Origin of the sequence: Pandoraea apista, from assembly GCF_001465595.2 — a bacterium.
GTDB classification, from domain to species: Bacteria; Pseudomonadota; Gammaproteobacteria; order Burkholderiales; family Burkholderiaceae; genus Pandoraea; species Pandoraea apista.
Window position 1 is genome coordinate 1,174,207 of the sequence record NZ_CP013481.2, and the last position, 19,314, is coordinate 1,193,520.

The 19,314-nt window shown below is 64.5% G+C and carries 12 protein-coding genes; 3 read left to right on the forward strand and 9 right to left on the reverse strand.

What is annotated here, in order from left to right; all coding sequences use genetic code 11:
• Positions 1-10 precede the first annotated feature (10 nt).
• The 4 genes from glcE to AT395_RS05520 are packed head-to-tail and all read right to left on the reverse strand — an operon-like array spanning position 11 to position 4,928.
• Positions 11-1,093 (reverse strand): glycolate oxidase subunit GlcE, encoded by a 1,083-nt coding sequence (gene glcE, locus AT395_RS05505; protein ID WP_048627883.1) that lies wholly within the window; start codon positions 1,091-1,093, stop codon positions 11-13.
• Entirely contained in the window at positions 1,093-1,962 is an 870-nt protein-coding gene (locus AT395_RS05510; protein WP_042112748.1) for an ion transporter, read from the reverse strand. Before AT395_RS05510 ends, glcE begins: the two co-directional genes overlap by 1 nt.
• A gap of 1 nt (position 1,963) precedes the next feature.
• Positions 1,964-3,499, reverse strand: coding sequence for an FAD-linked oxidase C-terminal domain-containing protein (locus AT395_RS05515; RefSeq protein WP_224787413.1), 1,536 nt, complete (start codon positions 3,497-3,499; stop codon positions 1,964-1,966).
• Between the two features lie 7 nt (positions 3,500-3,506).
• The gene (locus AT395_RS05520) at positions 3,507-4,928 is read right to left on the reverse strand and encodes an FAD-binding oxidoreductase (protein WP_042112747.1); all 1,422 of its coding nucleotides are present in this window, start codon (positions 4,926-4,928) and stop codon (positions 3,507-3,509) included.
• Between the two features lie 341 nt (positions 4,929-5,269).
• Here AT395_RS05520 and AT395_RS05525 point away from each other — a divergent pair, with 341 nt between their 5' ends.
• Positions 5,270-5,833: a cob(I)yrinic acid a,c-diamide adenosyltransferase gene (locus AT395_RS05525; protein WP_058375294.1), complete on the forward strand. Its 564-nt coding sequence runs from the start codon at positions 5,270-5,272 to the stop codon at positions 5,831-5,833.
• A 137-nt stretch (positions 5,834-5,970) separates the two neighbouring features.
• Here the strand turns inward: AT395_RS05525 and aroG are convergent, their stop codons facing one another.
• Positions 5,971-7,044 (reverse strand): 3-deoxy-7-phosphoheptulonate synthase AroG, encoded by a 1,074-nt coding sequence (gene aroG / locus AT395_RS05530; RefSeq protein WP_042112744.1) that lies wholly within the window; start codon positions 7,042-7,044, stop codon positions 5,971-5,973.
• On the opposite strand from aroG, the gene AT395_RS25495 reads away from it, so the two are divergent.
• Positions 7,043-7,513, forward strand: a complete 471-nt coding sequence (locus AT395_RS25495) for a hypothetical protein (RefSeq protein ID WP_156219652.1) — start codon at positions 7,043-7,045, stop codon at positions 7,511-7,513. The two genes, aroG and AT395_RS25495, sit on opposite strands and share 2 nt — an antisense overlap.
• A gap of 33 nt (positions 7,514-7,546) precedes the next feature.
• On the opposite strand, the gene tldD is transcribed toward AT395_RS25495, so the two are convergent.
• The 3 genes from tldD to AT395_RS05545 all read right to left on the reverse strand — a co-directional run bounded on the left by tldD (position 7,547) and on the right by AT395_RS05545 (position 14,442).
• Positions 7,547-9,007 carry a metalloprotease TldD gene (gene tldD / locus AT395_RS05535; RefSeq protein WP_042112742.1) on the reverse strand — a complete coding sequence of 487 codons (1,461 nt, stop codon included), beginning with the start codon at positions 9,005-9,007 and terminating at the stop codon, positions 7,547-7,549.
• Positions 9,008-9,060: 53 nt separating this feature from the next.
• Positions 9,061-9,843: a carbon-nitrogen hydrolase family protein gene (locus AT395_RS05540; RefSeq protein ID WP_048627881.1), complete on the reverse strand. Its 783-nt coding sequence runs from the start codon at positions 9,841-9,843 to the stop codon at positions 9,061-9,063.
• Positions 9,844-10,020: 177 nt separating this feature from the next.
• Positions 10,021-14,442, reverse strand: coding sequence for a YhdP family phospholipid transporter (locus tag AT395_RS05545; protein ID WP_048627880.1), 4,422 nt, complete (start codon positions 14,440-14,442; stop codon positions 10,021-10,023).
• A 240-nt stretch (positions 14,443-14,682) separates the two neighbouring features.
• On the opposite strand from AT395_RS05545, the gene glnE reads away from it, so the two are divergent.
• A complete protein-coding gene (glnE, locus tag AT395_RS05550; RefSeq protein ID WP_048627932.1) occupies positions 14,683-17,499 on the forward strand; it encodes a bifunctional [glutamate--ammonia ligase]-adenylyl-L-tyrosine phosphorylase/[glutamate--ammonia-ligase] adenylyltransferase in 2,817 nt (938 codons plus the stop codon).
• A gap of 147 nt (positions 17,500-17,646) precedes the next feature.
• Here the strand turns inward: glnE and recN are convergent, their stop codons facing one another.
• On the reverse strand, positions 17,647-19,311 hold the full coding sequence (recN, locus tag AT395_RS05555) for a DNA repair protein RecN (protein WP_048627879.1): 1,665 nt from the start codon (positions 19,309-19,311) through the stop codon (positions 17,647-17,649).
• Positions 19,312-19,314: the final 3 nt, after the last annotated feature.

Here is a 19,314-nt window from a genome sequence, read left to right on the forward strand (position 1 = left end):
GCGACGGCGATCAGAATTCGGGATACATCCGTCCAGGATTGAAAATTCCCGCCGGATCGAACACCGACTTCAGGTTGCGATGGATGCGCATGAGTGGCGCGGGCAGAGGAGTGAAGACACCCACGCCGGGCTCACCATAGCGGAAAAGCGTGGCATGTCCGCCGTCTTGCCGTGCCGCCGAGCGTACGATTTGCGCATCGGCGTCGGTAATCCACCAACGCTGTGCACCGCCCCACTCGATAAGCTGCTTGCCCGGCAGGCGATGCGGTTCGGCGGTCGACGGTACGGCCAAACGCCATAGCGCCTGCCCCGGCCCTGCATCGGCGAAGAAGTTGTCCGTCTGTTCGCGGATCGCATGCCAGAATTTGGCAGCGTGAATCGCATCGACCAACTCCCCCCCCATCTTCACGCGTGCGGCCTTGATGGCCGCCGACGCGCCCGCCAGACGAATCACCAGCAAATCGCTACGCCACGCGCTCCCCGTGATCGGCAGCGGTTGGCCGCCCCATTCGTTGAGTTTGCGCACGGCATCGACGGCGTTCATTTCGAATTGCAGCGTTAGCTCGGCAAACGGTTGCGGCAACACCTTGATCGACACTTCAAGCACCAGACCCAGCGTGCCAAGCGAGCCGGCGAGCATGCGCGAGACATCGTAACCGGCGACATTCTTCATGACCTGACCGCCGAAGTTCAGCACATGTCCGCGTCCGTCCATCAACTTGGCGCCAAGCACGAAGTCGCGTACGGCGCCCACGGCACTGCGGCGAGGGCCGGCGAGGCCGGCAGCCACTGCACCGCCGATCGTGGCGGCGGGTCCGAAGTAGGGCGGCTCGAATGGCAGCAGTTGATTCCGCTCGGCGAGTGCGGTCTCGATATCGGCCAGCGACGTGCCGCAGCGCGCCGTGATGACCAGCTCCGCCGGGTCGTAAGCCACGATGCCGTTGTAGGCGCGGGTGTCGAGTACGTCGCCCACGCGTTGCTGGCCGTACCACGCCTTGGTGCCGCCGCCACGAAGCTGGAGCGGCGAACGGCGTGCCGTGGCATGTTCGATGACGGCGCGGAAGTTCTCGAGAGTGTCGTTCGTGTCGGTCATCAGCTCGGTTCTGGCGGCGGTGTCGTGTCGGATTGATAAGGCGCAAGCTCACTGCCGCAATGTTTGCAGTAGGCCGCATCGGCGTCGTGCCCTTCGGTGAGGCATTGATGACAGGTGCGCGTAGTGACGGGCTTCGTGCGCATGGCCAAATGAATTTCCGCACCCATGATGCCCGTGGGGATCGCAATCACGCTGTAGCCCAGCAGCATCACGAAGCCGGTGATCGCTTTACCGAGTCCGGTGACGGGCACCACGTCGCCATAGCCGGTCGTCGTGAGTGTGACGATGGCCCAATAGATGCCCACCGGAATGCTCGTGAAGCCGTGCTCCGGCCCCTCGATAATGTGCATGAGCGTGCCGAAGATCACCACGATGATCGAGATGAACCCGAGGAACACGAGGATCTTCCGCCGCGCATTGTAGAGCGCAATGCTGAGCACGCCCGCTTCGTTCACATAGGCGGTGAGCTTGAGAATCCGGAACGCACGCATGAGGCGCAGCAGCCGCACGTCGATTAACCCGTGCAGTTCGGGCACGAGTATCGCAAGATACGTCGGCAGAATGGCGAGCAGATCGATAATGCCGTAGAACGACAGCGCGTAGCGCAATGGCCGATGTGCGCTCAGCAGTCGCGCAATGTACTCGGCCGTAAAGAGCAGCGTGAAGAACCACTCGAGGATCGCCATCGGCACGGGGGCCGCGGCCTGTACGGCAGGCACGCTGGAGACCACCACCGTGAGCACTGACAATACGATGGCGACGAGCAGCGCAATGTCGAACAGCCGCCCTTCGCGCGTATCGGCCTCGAAGATGATGATGTACAGCCGCTGCCGCCAATCGTGCGGCATCCAATCTGACAGCGGACGCATATCAGAACCTCGGCAGATCGGGATGCGGTAACAGGCCGCCGCGTACGTGCAGCTTGCCGTATTCTGCGCAACGCGCTCGCGTGGGAATTCCCTTGTCCGGATTGAGCAACCCGACCGGATCGAACGCGCGCTTTACGCCGAAGAAGGCATCGCGCTCTTCGGCCGAGAACTGCACGCACATCGAGTTGATCTTTTCGATGCCCACACCGTGCTCGCCCGTGATCGTGCCGCCAAGTTCGACGCACGCTTCGAGAATGTCGCAGCCGAACGCTTCGGCGCGGTGCCACTCGTCGAGGTCGTTGCCGTTGAAAAGAATGAGCGGATGCATGTTGCCGTCTCCCGCGTGAAAGACGTTAATACAGCGCAATCCGTACTGTTGTTCCAGACCTTCGATGCGTTTGAGTAACGTCCCAATCGCCCGGCGAGGAATCGTACCATCCATGCAGTAATAGTCCGGCGAAATACGTCCGGCTGCCGGAAACGCATTTTTGCGCCCCGACCAGAAACGCAGACGCTCTTCTTCGCTGCGGGAGATTTGCAGCCGTGTCGCGCCCGACGTGCGCAGCACGTGGGAAATTCGCATGACTTCCTCGGCGACTTCTTCCGGTGTGCCGTCCGATTCGCACAGCAGAATCGCGGCCGCCTCCAGGTCGTAACCGGCATGAACGAATTCCTCGACGGCTTGCGTGGCCGGCTTGTCCATCATTTCCAGCCCGGCGGGGATGATGCCCGCGGCGATGATCGCGGCCACGGCGTTGCCGCCGGTTTCTACGTCGTCGAAGCTCGCCATGATGACCTGTGCCGTCTGTGCCTTGGGCACCAGCTTGACGGTGATTTCCGTCACCACGCCGAACATTCCCTCACTGCCGATGAAGACCGACAGCAGATCGAGTCCGGGGGCGTCGGGGCCGAGCGAGCCGAATTCGATCGCTTCGCCCGACATCGTGATGGCGCGCACACGCAGCACGTTGTGCACCGTCAACCCGTACTTCAGGCAGTGCACCCCGCCCGAGTTCTCCGCCACGTTGCCGCCAATGGTGCAGGCGATCTGCGACGACGGGTCGGGGGCGTAATACAGCCCATAGGGCGCCGCCGCTTCCGAGATCGCGAGATTGCGAACGCCGGGCTGCACGGTTGCCGTACGCGCATACGGGTCGACTTCGATAATCTTCTTGAACTTGGCAAGTGAGAGCACCAGTCCGTCGGAGATGGGCATTGCACCGCCTGACAGGCTTGTGCCGGCACCCCGTGGCACGACCGGAATGCCTAACTGATGGCATGCCTGGAGAATGCGCTGCACTTGCGATTCGGACTCGGGCAGCACAACGGCGAGGGGCACGCGGCGATAGGCGGCGAGGCCATCGCACTCGTAGGGCGTGGTGTCTTCGCGGCGATGCAGAATGCAATGCGGCGGCAGGATCTGGGCGAGCGCGTCGAGCAATTGACGCTGACGCGCCAGGAGAGCGTCGGCGCCATCGGGCGCGACGCCTGCCTGGGGCGGGCCGGATTGACCTTGCGGGGTGACGGGCGCGTTCATGCGGCGCTCAGCCCGCCGAGCGCAACCGGAAAATCTTGCCCGGATTGAGCAGGTTGTGCGGATCGAGTGAGGTCTTGATCGCGCGCATCACATCGATGGCGTCTTCCCCGTGTTCGGTCACCAGGAACCCCATCTTGTGCAGGCCCACGCCGTGCTCGCCGGTACACGTGCCGCCCATGCGGATCGCGCGCTCGACAATGCGCTCGTTGAGCTGCTCGGCCTCTTCGATCTCTTCGGGCTTGGCCGGATCGATCAGGATTGCCACGTGGAAGTTACCATCGCCCACGTGTCCCACGATCGGGCACGGCAGGCTCGACGCCCGCAAGTCCTCTTCGGTCTCGCTCACACATTCGGCCAGACGCGAGATCGGCACGCAGACGTCTGTCGTGACTGCGCGGCAGCCCGGCTTGAGCTGGAGCATCGCAAAGTACGCGCTGTGACGCGCGCCCCACAGCCGGTTGCGATCTTCAGTGCGCGTGGCCCATTCGAATCCCGTGCCCCCGTTTTCCTTGGCCAGTTCCTCAACCGTTTCCGCCTGCTCTTTCACGCCGGCATCGCTGCCATGGAATTCGAAGAACAACGTTTGCGTCTCGGGCAGTTCCATCTTCGAATGTTTGTTGATGGCACGCACAGCCAGCGCATCGACGAATTCAACGCGCGCCACCGGCACGCCCAACTGAATCGTCTGGATAACGCAGTTCACGGCATCCGTCATGCTGGGGAACGAGCAGATTGCGGCCGACACGGCCTCCGGCTGCGGATACAGACGTACGGTCGCTTCGGTGATAATGCCCAGCGTGCCTTCGCTGCCGACGAACAGGCGCGTGAGGTCGTAGCCGGCGGAAGACTTGCGTGCACGCGTGCCGGTGTGAATCACACGGCCGTCGGCGAGTACCACGGTAAGCGCCAGCACATTTTCGCGCATGGTGCCGTAACGCACGGCATTGGTACCCGAGGCCCGCGTGGCGCACATGCCGCCGATGCTGGCGTCGGCGCCCGGGTCGATCGGGAAGAATAGGCCGGTGTCGCGCAGCGCTTCGTTGAGCGCCTTGCGGGAGATACCCGGTTGTGTGGTGACGGTCAGATCTTCCGCGTTGATCGCGACGACCTGATTCATCTCCGAAAGATCGAGCGACAGACCGCCCTCGACGGCCAGCAGATGGCCTTCGAGCGACGAGCCTGCACCATAAGGAATGATGGGAACGTCATATTTGGCGCACAGCTTGACGATCTGCGACACTTCCTCGGTGCTGTGCGCGAAGGCGACGGCGTCAGGCAGCATGGGGTCGAACGGAGACTCGTCCCGGCCGTGATGTTCGCGCAGCGCCTCCTTCGTGCTCACGCGCTCGCCCAGCAGGGCTTGCAACTCGGTGAGCAGGGCGTCCGGAAACGGACGCTTGGCGGCGAACGGCAGATGGGGGTGATTCACGGCTTTCTCCTTCGGGTCTCCGGGCGGCCAGCGCCGGCAGGCGATGACTGACTCCATATCGGGGTGGGGTCTCGGGCATGAGCCGACAAGTCCGAACGCGCAATGGTCCGGCGGCGCACTCCCTGACACCTCATGAGCGGGGATTTTACGCTGTGACGGCGTTTTTCCCCACCCTTTGCGTCATATCATACGGACTTGCCGCCACGGAGCGCCATCGGAATTGCCCGAAAAACGGGCCGCGAGGGCGAAGGCGGTCAATTTCAATCTAAGAAGGCAGGTCGTCCGGCAGCCGAACGAGGCGCCGGTGGGCAAGATGTGCCGCAAGGGGTAGGTGTCAGAAGATGGGTAATCGTTTGAGCAAAATCGTTACACGTACGGGCGACGGCGGTAAAACCGGCCTCGGGGACGGCGCGCGCGTCGACAAATTCAGCCTGCGTATCGTCGCCATCGGTGAGATCGACGAAACCAATTCGCACATCGGGGTATTGCTGTGCGAAGACCTGCCGCCGGACGTGCGCGCGCTGCTGCTCGACATTCAGCACGATTTGTTCGATCTCGGCGGGGAACTGAGCATGCCGCGCCACACGTTGCTCGGCGACGCTCAGGTCGCCAAGCTCGACGACTGGCTGGCGCGCTACAACGCGGATCTGCCTCCTCTGAAGGAGTTCATCCTGCCGGGCGGCACGCGCGCGGCGGCGCTGGCGCATGTGGTGCGCAGCGTGTCGCGCCGGGCCGAGCGCGCCATGGTGGCGCTGGGCGCCGAAGAGACGGTAGCCCCCGCGCCGCGGCAGTACGTCAACCGCCTGTCCGACCTGATGTTCGTGCTCGCCCGGGTACTGAACCGTGCGGGCGGCGGAACCGATGTGCTGTGGCAGCGCAATCGCGCCGAGGGCGGGGCGCAATAACGTCGTAAGTCACGTCGCACGTCACGTCGCAATCTTGCCGCTTTGTTCCGCAAGGGAGGAGCGTCGGCGTGCGGGCCGCTGGCCTTGCTGCGGCCCCGCCGTGGAAAAGTCGGGGCGGCCTCGCGCCGCCCCCGACATCAGTTGCCAGCGCCGCGAGCCAGACGGCGTGCACGTACGGCATCGGCCAGCGTGTCGAGCACCTTCAGGCTGTCTTCCCAGTCGATGCAGGCATCGGTGATGCTCTGACCGTAGGTCAGCGGCTTGCCCGGCACATGATCCTGACGGCCTGCCACCAGATGCGACTCGACCATCACGCCAATGATGCGGTCGTCGCCACCAGCGATCTGGCGCGCGATGTCCTCGCACACCGGGATCTGGTTCTCATGCTTCTTCTGGCTGTTGGCATGCGACGCGTCGATCATCACGCGTGCGGCCAAACCCGACTTGGCGATGTCGTCGCAGGCGGCCTGCACGCTGGCAGCATCGTAGTTCGGTGTCTTGCCGCCGCGCAGAATCAGATGGCAGTCTTCGTTGCCCGATGTCGACACGATGGCCGAGTGGCCGCCCTTGGTCACCGACAGGAAATGGTGCGGTTGCGACGCGGCCTTGATGGCGTCGACGGCGATCTTCACATTGCCGTCGGTACCGTTCTTGAAGCCGACCGGGCACGATAACCCCGAAGCCAGTTCGCGGTGCACCTGCGATTCGGTGGTGCGCGCGCCAATGGCGCCCCATGACACGAGATCGGCAATGTACTGCGGGCTGATCATGTCGAGGTATTCCGTACCGGCGGGCAGTCCCAGCGCGTTGATCTGGGCGAGCAGCTCTCGCGCCAGGCGCAGGCCGTCGTTGATCTTGAAGCTATTGTCCATGTGCGGGTCGTTGATGAGACCCTTCCAGCCCACGGTCGTGCGTGGCTTCTCGAAGTACACGCGCATCACGATCTCGAGTTCGCCCTTCAGACGTTCGCGCTGTTCGACCAGCCGTGCAGCATATTCCAGTGCTGCTTTCGTGTCGTGAATTGAGCACGGGCCGATGATGACGACGAGACGGTCTTCCATGCCGTGCAGCACGCGGTGAATGGCGCCGCGCGAGCGATGGATGAGGTCCGCGCTCTGCTCGGAGCAGGGGTATTCGCGAATCAGATGCGCCGGCGGCGTCAGTTCCTTGAGTTCACGAATACGGACGTCATCGGTGTTGTGGGGAGGCATGGTTTTTCTCCTGGGCAGTTCGGACTGCGGTTCGATTCTCGGGATGCGGGTCAAAAAAAAACCGCCAGATTCTCTGGCGGTTTTTCAGGATTCGTTTCGGTGCTTACTGCTGCAACTGCCCCTCTCCTTCCGCCAGCGGTGTGAGATTCGCAAAAAAGTAAAAATAAAACTTATTGGCGGTCATGAGGGATGTCATCGATATTGCATTGCAGGCGTTCGCCGTGCACAGAAACCACTTTATACGCCTAATCGAATGACGCTGCAACCGTGCGAGACCGCTGAATGGCGGGAAAACGCGCGGAAACAGTGCATTTTTTCATTTTGTTTTGCGCTAAAAATACGTGGTTTTGGAAATTCATGCGAAAACGCCCGGTTTGCGCCGGGCGTTTTGCTATGCTTTACGCATTTTTTTGCGGTGCGCCATCCAACGTGTGACGCTCGACGGTGCCGTTTGCCAACCATCGCCTGAGAACTTTGCCGGCCCCGACCGGCGTTACCGTTTTCAGGCCGTACCGCCGACGGTCATGTTTTCCATGCGCAGCGTCGGCTGGCCAACGCCCACGGGCACGCTCTGGCCTTCCTTGCCACACACGCCAACGCCCGAATCCAGGGCCATGTCGTTGCCGATCATCGTCACGTCCTTGAGCGATTCCGGTCCGTTGCCAATCAGCGTGGCACCCTTGACCGGGTACGTGATCTTGCCGTCTTCGATCATGTAAGCCTCGGACATCGAGAACACGAACTTGCCGTTGGTAATGTCGACCTGACCGCCGCCGAAGTTCACGGCGTAGAGGCCGCGCTTGACCGATGCGATGATTTCCTCGGGGTCTTTGTCGCCACCCAGCATGTAAGTGTTGGTCATGCGGGGCATCGGCAGTGCGGCGTAAGACTCGCGACGGCCGTTACCTGTGACCGGCATCTTCATCAGGCGGGCATTCAGGCTGTCCTGCATGTAGCCCTTGAGAATCCCGTCTTCGATAAGCGTGGTGCATTGCGTGGCATTGCCTTCGTCGTCGATGTTCAACGAACCGCGGCGGCCCGACAGCGTGCCGTCGTCGACCACAGTGACACCCTTGGCCGCCACCCGCTCGCCGAGGCGGCCGGAAAAGGCCGACGAGCCCTTGCGGTTGAAGTCGCCTTCCAGGCCGTGGCCGACGGCTTCGTGCAAGAGCACGCCGGGCCAGCCCGGGCCAAGAACCACAGTCATTGCGCCAGCCGGCGCCGGGCGGGCGTCGAGCTTGACGATGGCGCCGTCGACCGCTTCCTTCACGTACTTTTCGAGCAGATCGTCTGTGAAGTAGGCGTAGTCGAGGCGGGCACCGCCGCCACTGTTGCCGACTTCGCGGCGACCGTTGGATTCGACGATGACGGTGACCGATACGCGAACGAGCGGGCGTACGTCGGCGGCGATCACGCCGTCGCTACGTGCCACCAACACGACATCGTACTCACCGGCCAGACCGGCCATGACTTGTTGCACGCGCGGATCGCGCGCACGGGCGAGTTTTTCGATGCGCTCGAGCAACGCCACTTTGCCGTTGGCGTCGAGCGAGGCCAGCGGATCGGCCGGCAGATAGAGTCCGTGACCGGTCGCATTGGCGAGTTTGTTGCCGACTTTCACACGTCCGCGCCCGGCCGTGGCGATGCTGCGAGTGGCAGCGGCCGCGTCCTTCAGTGCAATCTCGGAGATGTCGTCGGAGTAGGCAAACGCGGTGCGGTCGCCCACGATGGCGCGCACCCCGACGCCCTGATCGATCGAGAACGAACCCGATTTGACGATGCCTTCCTCGAGGCTCCACGCTTCGCTGCGCGTGTACTGGAAGTACAGGTCGGCGTAGTCCACGCGGTGCGTAAAGATGTCGCCGAGTGCGCGTTGAAGGTGGCTTTCGTCGAGGCCATACGGCGTGAGCAGTAGTTCGCGGGCCGTAGCCAGGTTCTCGATGCCGGTGTCGATGATTTTCATGCGGTGTCAGGCCAAGGAAATGTATTCGGTAGATGAGGGCGAATTCGTGTAAATCAACCTTGCAGCACGCGATGCCGCCACGCGGGCAGGCTCTGACGCACGGCGGCCAGCCGGGCCGGGTCGATGTCGCCGATGACCACGCCGGCGCCTTCCGCTTCTCGCTGGGCGACGATATCGCCCCATGGGTCGATCAGCATGGAATGCCCCCAGGTGCGCCGCCCGTTTTCGTGATGTCCGCCCTGCGCGGACGCCAGGACATAACACTGGTTCTCGACGGCTCGCGCACGCAACAGCAGTTCCCAATGCGCGCGGCCCGTGGTGTAGGTGAAGGCGGCGGGTACGACCATGAGCGTACAGTCGCCCATGGCACGGTACAACTCGGGAAAACGCAGATCGTAGCAAACTGACAGGCCCACACGTCCAAACGGCGCTTCAAACGTGCGTACGGCATCGCCGGGGCGAATGGTGCGCGCTTCGTCGTAGGCTTCTTCCCCTTTGACAAAGTTGAACAGGTGAATTTTATCGTAGCGTGCGGCCAGCGTGCCGTCGGGGCCGAACACCAGCGTGGTATTGAGCACGCGTTCCGGCTCGGGCGCCGCCAGCGGTAGCGTGCCGCCGATCAGCCACACGCCGTGACGGTGGGCCGTCTCGGCGAGAAAGTCCTGAATCGGGCCATGGCCCGGGGTCTCTCGCAAAGCCAGCTTGTCGGTATCGCGCTGGCCCATGTAGCAGAAATACTCGGGTAACAGCACCAGCTGCGCACCGTTCTGCGCCGCCTCGGCGATCAGGCGGCCCGCCTCGCGGAGATTGCGCTCGACGTCGGGGGCACTCACCATCTGGACCGCCGCAACCCGCACCGGGCCGTCGGTGGGCGTAGTGAGAGTCGTGGGGGCGGGGGAGGCCGATACGGCGGCTGGCTTTGTGTCGGGACTCGTCATGTAATGGCTGGATTCGGAGCGGATTACCGGGTCGGGCTGCGTTTCAAGCGAAGCGTTTCGGAAGCGCCCATGCGCTCAATTGCCGCGCATGCCGACTGGCGGGACGCTATTTTGCGCCTCGGGGCGATCAACCGGGGATGCATTGATCTTACTCTTATTGTCGTTGCCCTGTCCGATGACCGGATTGTCCCAGGAGCCGGTCACATGGTAGGTCGTCGAGAGCGTGCGCGAGAGCTGTTCGCCCAGCGCCAACTGCGCGAAGAAACTGCCGATGCCCAGCGCCGGGTTGACGATGGCCCACGCGAGCGACGCCGACGCGGCGTTGATTTTCGGCAGCACCAGCACATTCAGGTCCTGGGTCTCGCGGGCGAGATCGGTATGGCCGTCGATCTTGATCGTCGCCGTGCTGGAGTTGATCGTCAGATCGTTGGTGTTTGCCACACCGGCTTGCATGGTGGCGTTTCCTTCGATGCTGTCGAATGGCAGACCGCTGCCGATCACGCTATTGAAGTCGAACGTCAGAATCTTTGCGAGGGTCTGCACCGACAGAATCCCCAGCAGCTTGGCCAGTCCCGGGTCGGCTTTCAGGATCTGACCGCGCTTGAGGTCGACCGCGACCTTGCCGCCAAGCGTCGGGTAATCGATGGCATCGGGGCCGCCGCGCCAGCCGAAGCGGCCCGAGATCGTGCCCGAGCCGTCTTTGAGGGTTTTGGGCTGGCCCAGACGATCGAGCAGTCCGCCTGCGTCCTTCACGTCGAGATTGAAGTCGAGCACGGTGCGTCGCGGCACGTCGTCGGCGCCGCCTGCCACGGCTGCGGCTGCCGCGCGGCGGCGCGACGTGCGCCAGTTGCCCTTCACGTCGAGTGTGGCCGCGCTGTTGCTGAGTTCCAGTTTGGTCAGTTGCCATACCGGCACGCCGTCTTCGACGTCGTTGTGCGCATTTAACTGCAAGCGGCCCAGTGGTTTGTCGCGCAGCACGAAATCGTTGGCGACCACATCGATGGCAGGGAATTCGTCGCTCGGCTCGTCGAGGACTTGCGTGAGCACATCGCTGCCGTGGTCTTCGCGCGGGATCACGAGTTTCGCCAGACGTGCGCGAATGGTGCCCGACGGGTTTTTCGCGTCCGGCGCATGCCATTCGGCGAAACCGGAGACCAGGTCGGACGCCAGACTCACTTGCCAGTCGCGGTCGTTGCGCTGCGCCCCCACGACCAGCTCCGGCCACTGCCGCGACATCAGCCGCACCTGCTTCGCATGCAACGCCAGACGCGTTGGCAGGTAGGGCGTCAGCGCGCCGAACTCGTCGCGCGCGGCGGCCGCCGGAGCGGGCGGGGTGCCCGGGGCGCCGGGCGTGACGGGCGCGATGGGCGTGACGGGCGTGACGGCGTCGCTGCTCAGCGATGCGATTACGCCGCGCCAGGCGTCCACGTCGAGCGTGTCGAACATGGCGGCGGCTTGCACGCCTTCGCGCGGTGCCGGCACCGGCTGGTTAATGCCGATGCCGCCGCGCAGCACGTCGATGTGGCCGCCGTTGCCGGCCGCGTGCTGCTGTACGTAATTGCCCTGCACACTGCCGATGGCGAAGTCGAGCGTATCGATGCGTCGGCCCCCCGGATTCGCCTGAGGGCGCAGCGTGAAACGCGCGGGCAACGACGTCTCGGCGCTCTTGCCGAGCGGGGCGGGCAAGTTCACGCCAAGCCCGGCGAGTGTGGATTGCACCGCCACGTCGGTCATCTCCTGATGCACCGTGACCGTTGCCGTGTAGGGGGTGCTGCCTGTCATACGCTTGGCCAGTTGTGCGAGCGTGGCGTTTTCACGGTTTTCGCGCAGTCCCTGCGCACTCATCGTGCCGTTGATGTTCAGGGCGATGGTGCCGTCGTCGCGGCTGCCGCCCGAGGCGCGCACGTCGCCGCCAAGGAACGTGCCGCGCAGATTGTCGAGCGAGATGCCGCGTTCCGTGAACGCCAGTTCGCCATCTACCGCACCGAAGGTGGGCAATCCGCTCAGCAGTGTGACGTCGTTACGCAGGAAGCGCGCGCGTCCCGTGACCTTGGAGCGGTCGGTGTGCTCGAGCGGCATGGCCAATTGCAGGGCCAACTGCGTGGTGCCGTTCGCGCGCGTTTCCTGCGTGAAGTCGCCGATCCAGTGCCCCACCGGGCTGCTGTTCAGGTACTTGACAAAGTCGGCGGCCGGGCCGCGGGCGTCGCCCTTGAGGGTGAGCACGGAACTGTCCTGGCCGATGTCATTGATGTCGCCCAGCACTTGTGTGAGCGTCACGCCGAAGATCGACCCGCTGTCGATGGCGATGTGCAGCTTGTCGGCGTCGAAGCGCAGATTGCCGCGCACTTTCTCAAAGGCGGGCCAGACCTCGGTGTGACCCGGGCGCAACGGCGAAGGGTTGAACGTCACGTCCGCAAGCGGGATATCGATGCGGAACTTGCCGCCGCCCTTGCCGTACGGGAAATCTTCGAGATCGCCCTGCACGGCGAACGGGGCGTTCTGCACGGTGCCCGCGATCAGGGCGCGTTGCAGATAGTCGCGCACGCTCGCGCCGATATCGGTGGGCAGATAACGCGGCACCGAATTGGCGTTCGCCCGCACGATGCTGCCCTTCAGATCGACGATGCCGTTGCCCTTGCCGCCGCTACGCCACGTGCCGTTCACATCGCCCGTCAGCTCGGCGTTTTGCAGATGCAGGGCGTCGACATGCACCTGCACGTTTGCCGGGGCGTCCGGCTTGGTCACGGCGTGGGAGACACGCCACGACGTGCGTGCCGTGAGGGTGTCGAGGTCGATACGCGGCTGGTCGAAGCGGCCGGGGAAGTCGAGCGTGGCGTTCCTGGCGTCCAGTGTCAGGCTGCCGCGCGACTGATCGGCGTCGACGTGGCCGTTCAGGTTGGCGAAGCCGGGGCGTCCCGCATTGGGAGAGCCGGCATGCGCCGGCGGATGCTGGCTCGGCGCGCTGTCGACGCCCAGCGCTTCGAAGTCGGCCACGACCCGGTAGCGGTCGCGCTCGGGCGGAAGTTGCTTGATGCCGGGCAGATCGCGCCAGTTGCCCGGGCGCCGGGGCGTCGGGGCCTGATAGTTGATGTCGAAATTGGCCAGACGGCCGCGCGGACGAAAACTCGCGAGCGTGTCGCGCGTTTGCGAATCGATGGGTAGTGCCGGCACGAGCGCCATGGCGGCGCCGATGTCGAAGCGCGGGCCGGAGAGCGCCACATGCAGCCCTTGCGTCTGGGTGCCGGGGGTGTACGTGCCGCGCAGATCGGGGACATCGAGCGTTGGACGCCCCGCGGCCAGCAACGTCAGATCGCGGGCGCGCAGATTCCAGCCGGCGTCGGGTTGCGCCCCGATGCGTGTGACGTCGATTCGACCCTGAGTCGCGTCGAAGGTCAGCGGGGGCAGGTCGTCGGCCAACTGTACCGAGGTGTTTTCGCCGGCGGTGCGCAGCGTGGCGCCTGTGAGCACACCGCTGTCGAAGTCGACCCAGGCGCGGGCGGCAACACGGCCACGAGACTCCTTGCCCGGCAGATCGACGTAGCGGGCCAGTTCGGTGAGATCGAGCGTACCGACGTCGGCGTAGATCTGACCTCGCCAGCGTTTGACTTCGCCGGGCCGGGCGAACAGCGGATTGGTGAAGCGCGCGCGAATGTCGAGCGGCGCGACGATGCCCTGCGGTGGCGTCGCCTGCAGGCCGAACCGGTGCTCGAAGCCGCGATTGCGCAGCATGGCGTTGACCTGAGAGACAACGACTTCGGGCGCATTACGGGTGGTGTCGCGCCAGCGCACGGTGCCATTGCGAATGACGATACGGGCCTGCCGCATCAGCCAGTCGGCCCCCGTGGTATCCGTGGCGCCACTGTTGCCGGCGACCGGTATGCCTGCAACGAGGACCGTGCCGTCGGCGAGTCGCTCGACTGTGAGGTCCGGTTCATACAGGGTGAGGCTCGACAGACGCAGATCGAAATGGATCAGGCTGGTCCACGAGAGTACGGCATCGAGACGGTGAAGTGTCAGGCCGGTTTCGGCGGGCAACGGCGCGCCGGGCGGCGCGTAACTCACTGCCGGGGGATTGTCGGATGCCGCAGACGCCGATGCCCCCGATGCTGCGGACGGTGTGGTCTGCCGTTCGGCCTTCACCGCGGCGACCACCCGGGCAACCGTGGAGGCTTTGGGGTTCGCGCTGGGCGTGGCGCGCATAATGCGCACGTCTTCGAGCGTAAGGTAAGGGTGCCAGCCGCGCCAGACGGCGTCGACGTGGCCGATGGTGACGGGCAGACCGATGGCGCGCGTCGCTGCCGCTTCGATTTGCGGGCGATAATCCGAGACACGCGGCAAAACGATGTACCGGGTCGCGAGAACAACGGCACCCAGTCCGAAATAACCGATGACGATAAGCGCCAGCAGCCATTCCAGGCCTAGGCGCAAGCCACGCGGCAGTGACGAGAACCAGGACCGGGTCGCAGTCGGCGAGGCGGGCGGCTTACGGTCGGTCATGCTGCGCGTCTACGAGGGAATGTGGTAGTTTCTGTGGCAAAGACTGTAACACAAGCCCACGACCCTCCGATGGCCCGGCCGTAGGAGAAATAGACATGTGATCCGGCGTTTGATCGCGCATCGGTAAGCATGCGAAAGTCTCCTCATTCTTCTTCATTCTCATTGCTGACCGGAACCCCGCCAGTGAGTTCACCCGAAAATCCGATCGAAATCTCATCGTACTCGCGCTACGCAGCGCGTATGCTCGCCAGCCGTCCGGCGCTTGCCGAGGCGTTGCCTGAACTGGCGGCGCACCCTGTCGATGCACGCTGGCTCGCCCGTCGCTTCGAAGCGATTACCGGCACCGTACTCTCGCCGCCCGAGCAGGCTTCGGGGGTGTCGGGCGTTGACGAAGCGGGCCTCGCACGCGCATTGCGAGTGTTGCGGATCGAAGCGCTGTGCGCTGTCATGCAGCGCGATCTGGACGGTCGTGCCGAGTTGTCCGAGGTCACGGAGGCCATGACTGCGCTGGCCGAATTCGCCGTGCAGGCGGGCATTGCAGTGCTGTCGCGCGAACTCGAAGCCATTCACGGCGTGCCGCGCAATGCCGAAGGCGAGCGTCAGACGCTGGGCGTGGTGGGCATGGGCAAGCTTGGCGGGCGCGAGCTGAACGTCTCGTCGGACATCGATCTGATCTTCCTCTATGAAGACGACGGCGACACGTCGGCCCCCGACGGTGCCGATCCGGCCGCCGCGAGCCATCTGCGCCTGTTGTCGAATCACGAGTTCTTCACCAAGCTTGGCCGTAAGCTGATCGGCCTGATTTCCGAACTCACGTCGGACGGTTATGTGTTCCGCGTGGACATGCGCCTGCGCCCCAACGGCGATTCGGGACCGCTTGTTTGCAGCCTGCCGATGCTCGAAGAGTATTTCTACGTGCAGGGGCGCGAGTGGGAGCGCTACGCGTGGATCAAGGGGCGTCTGGTCTCCGAATTGGCAAGCGAGCCCGGCAAGCGCATCGAGCGGTTGCTGAGCGCGCTGGTTCAGCCGTTCGTGTTCCGTCGCTATCTGGATTACGGCGTGATCGGTGCGATTCGGGCACTCCACGAACAGATTCGCCACGAGGCGGAGCGCCGCGCCCGGGCCAAGCCCGCTCGCATCAACGACATCAAGCTCGGCCGTGGCGGGATTCGAGAGGTCGAGTTCTCGGCGCAGGTGTTCCAGTTGATCCGTGGCGGTCAGGAGCCGGAACTGCGCGTGCGCCCGACGTTGGCCGTGCTGGGCGTGGCGGCGCGGCGCGGCTGGCTTGCGCAGAACGTTGCCGACGAACTGGCGAACGCCTACGTCTTTCTGCGCAAGCTCGAACACCGGATTCAGTATCTGGACGATGCGCAAACGCATATCCTGCCGGGGCCCGGCGAGGATCGTCTTGCGGTTGCGCGGGCGATGGGTTTCCCGGACGAAGCGAGTTTCATGACGGTGCTCGACGAGCACCGGGAATTCGTGGCGGCGCAGTTCGACGAGATTTTTGCCGACAAGGCGGGCGGTAACGGACAGAAGGGCGGGAAGAAAGGGGCGTCCGGCGCGGGCGACTGCGAGTGCCCGCCGGAGTTGTGGAGCGAATGTCTGGCCGACGAGGCGCAGACGGGCGACCTCGGCAATCAGCTCACGCGACTGGGCTTCTCCGACGCCGAAGGCGCGCTCGACCGCCTGCGCGCGGTGTGGACGTCGTCACGCTACAAGGCGCTGGGCGAGATCAGCCGGCGGCGCTTCGATCAACTCGTGCAGCGCGCGGTGGAAGGCGCAGCAGGCACCGGTGAAGCCGACGCCGTGCTCGCGCGCATGCTCGATCTGCTTTCGACCATCAGCCGCCGCAGTTCGTATCTGGCGCTCCTCACCGAGTATCCGCGTGCGCTGGAGCGTGTCGTCAAGGTGCTGGCCGGCTCGCGCTGGGCGGCCGGCTATCTGATCAGTCACCCGCAACTGCTCGACGAATTGCTCGACGACGAAGCGCTCGCCGCGCCGTTCGATTGGCCGGCGTTCAAAACGCAATTGCTGCTGAGCCTGAACGCCGCAGGTGCGTCGGGTAATGTTGAAGTGCAGATGGATATTCTGCGGCGCGCGCATCACGCCGAGGTGTTCCGTATCCTGCTGCTCGATTTGCAGGGCACGCTGTCGGTCGAAGCGATTGGCGACCGGCTCTCCGAGTTGGCGGACATCATCGTCGACGTGACGATCTCGACGGTCTGGCCGCACGTGGCGACACGCCACCGCGAGGTGCCGCGGTTCGCCGTCATCGCCTATGGAAAGCTCGGTGGCAAGGAACTGGGCTACGCGTCCGACCTCGACCTGATCTTTCTCTATGACGATGACGACGACCGTGCGCCCGACGCTTATGCCGCGCTGGCCCGGCGGTTCGTGACGTGGCTCACCACGCACACGGGCGCGGGTATGCTCTTCGACGTCGATCTGCGGCTGCGGCCCAACGGCTTGTCGGGGCTGCTGGTAACGAACATCGAGAGCTTTCGTCAGTATCAGTTCCGCGAGGGCAATGCGAATACTGCGTGGGTCTGGGAGCATCAGGCGCTCACCCGGGCGCGCTTTTGCGCCGGTGACGAGACCATTGGCGCGGCGTTCGAGACCATTCGCGCGCAGGTGCTCGCCACGCCGCGCGAGGCGCTGCCGCTCGCGCAGGAAATCGTGGCCATGCGACGCAAGGTGCTTGAAGGGCACCCGAATCCCGGCAAGCTCTTCGACCTGAAGCATGACCGGGGCGGCATGGTCGACATCGAGTTCACCGTGCAGTATCTGGTGCTGCTGTATTCGGGCGCGCATCCGGCGCTGCTGCGCAATGCGGGCAATATCGCGCTGCTGCGCGAAGCGGCCCAACTCGGCCTGATCGACGCGAAGCTTGCCGACGATGCCGCCGCGGCGTATCGCACGTATCGCAAGCGTCAGCACAAGTTGCGGCTCGACGGTGTGGAAGCCGCGCGCGTGCCTGCGGCCGATATCGCGGCTGAGCGCGAGGCCGTGACGGCGTTGTGGGATTCGGTGTTTTCAGACGCGGGACCGGTCTGATATCGGCCCGCGGATGAGCTCGGGCGGTCGATGGTGCGCCGCCCGTGCGACGACTGTTTGTGACGGAGACGATGGACGCAACACGTCGTGCATTGCGCGGGCAGGGCGGGCTGGGCGGCCCCTGGAAGGCTAGGCAGCCTCAGCGCCTCAGAGGGCGAGCATCTCCCGCGCGTGCTTGCGTGTCGTTGCGGTAATCTCGACACCTCCCAGCATCCGCGCAATCTCCTCGACACGCTCCGTGCGGCCAAGCGGCTCGATTTCACTCATCGTCGTATCGCCGTCGCTGCGCTTCTTCACGCGCAGATGCTGGTGGCCGAGCGCCGCGACCTGCGGCAAGTGGGTGACGCACAACACCTGCCGTCCCTGACCGAGTTCGCGCAGCAGACGGCCGACCACTTCGGCCACCGCGCCGCCGATACCGGAATCCACTTCGTCGAAAATCAGCGTCGGGGTGAGGCTGGCGCTGCTGGCAATGACCTGCAAGGCGAGACTGATACGCGCCAGTTCGCCCCCCGATGCCACTTTAGCCAGGGGCCGCGTCGGCACCCCCGGATGGCCGGCCACGAGAAACTCTACCGTTTCCAGACCAAACGATTGCGGCTCCGACGTTGCGCTGAGCGTGACTTCGAAGCGTCCGCCCGGCATGGACAGATCCTGCATGGCGCGCGTGACTTCGCGTGAGAGCGACGCCGCAGCTTTCGCGCGTGCCTTCGACAACTCCTTTGCCAGCTTGTGGTAGGTGGCGTGGGCAGCGTCGGCGGCAGCCTGCATGGCGGCGGTGTCTTGCGATGCCGTCAACTCTTCGAGCTGGGCGCGTCGTTCGGCATGCTCGGCAGGCAGTTGCTCCGGCGTGACACGGAATTTGCGCGCCGCCGAATGCAGCGCGTCGAGCCGCTGCTCGACCACGGCAAGACGTTCCGGATCGAGGTCGACCCGTTGCGCGTAGTGCGTGAGCGAATGCACGGCCTCGCGCAACTGAATCTCCGCAGGCTCCAGCGCGGCCAGCGTGTCCGCGAGTCCGGCGTCGATCTCGGCCAGTTCGCGAATTTGATGCACGACGTGGCCCAACGACGGAACGATGGCGCCGTCGGCTTCCGCGAGCGTATCGAGGGCGCCTTGCACCCCGTTGATGAGGCTGGCGGCGTGCGAGAGACGCCGATGTTCGGCACTCACTTCGTCCCATTCCCCTTCCTGGGGATTGAGCTTGTCGAGTTCCGACGTCTGCCATTCCAGGCGTTCGCGCTCCAACTGCAATTCGCGGTCGCGGCCATGTGCTTCTTCACATCGTTTGACGAGGCGCCGCCATTCCTTGTGGGCCGCGGCAGTGTCGGCGCTAAGCTGCGTAGCGCCGGCATGCGAGTCGAGCAGACGGCGTTGCGCGTCGGGACGCAGCAATTGCTGATGCGCGTGCTGGCCGTGAATATCGACGAGCATCTCGCCGAGTTCGCGCAATTGAGCGAGGGTGGCGGGTGTGCCGTTGATGAAGGCGCGCGAGCGCCCGCCCGAGTCGAGCACGCGGCGAAGCAACACGCCGCCGTGCTCTTCGAGCGTGAGCGCCTGCGCCTGCAACCAGGCTTCGAGATCGGGACGCGCTTCGGCGTCGGCGGCGAATTCAGCGGTAATGTCGGCCCGCGCCTGGCCATTGCGCACCATACTGGTGTCGCCGCGCTCGCCCATTGCCAGCGCCAGCGCATCGATCAGGATCGATTTGCCTGCGCCGGTTTCCCCCGAAAACACGGTGAAACCGGCGGAGAATTCCAGGTCGAGACGATCGACGATTACGAAATCGCGAATCGAGAGACTGCGTAGCATGGG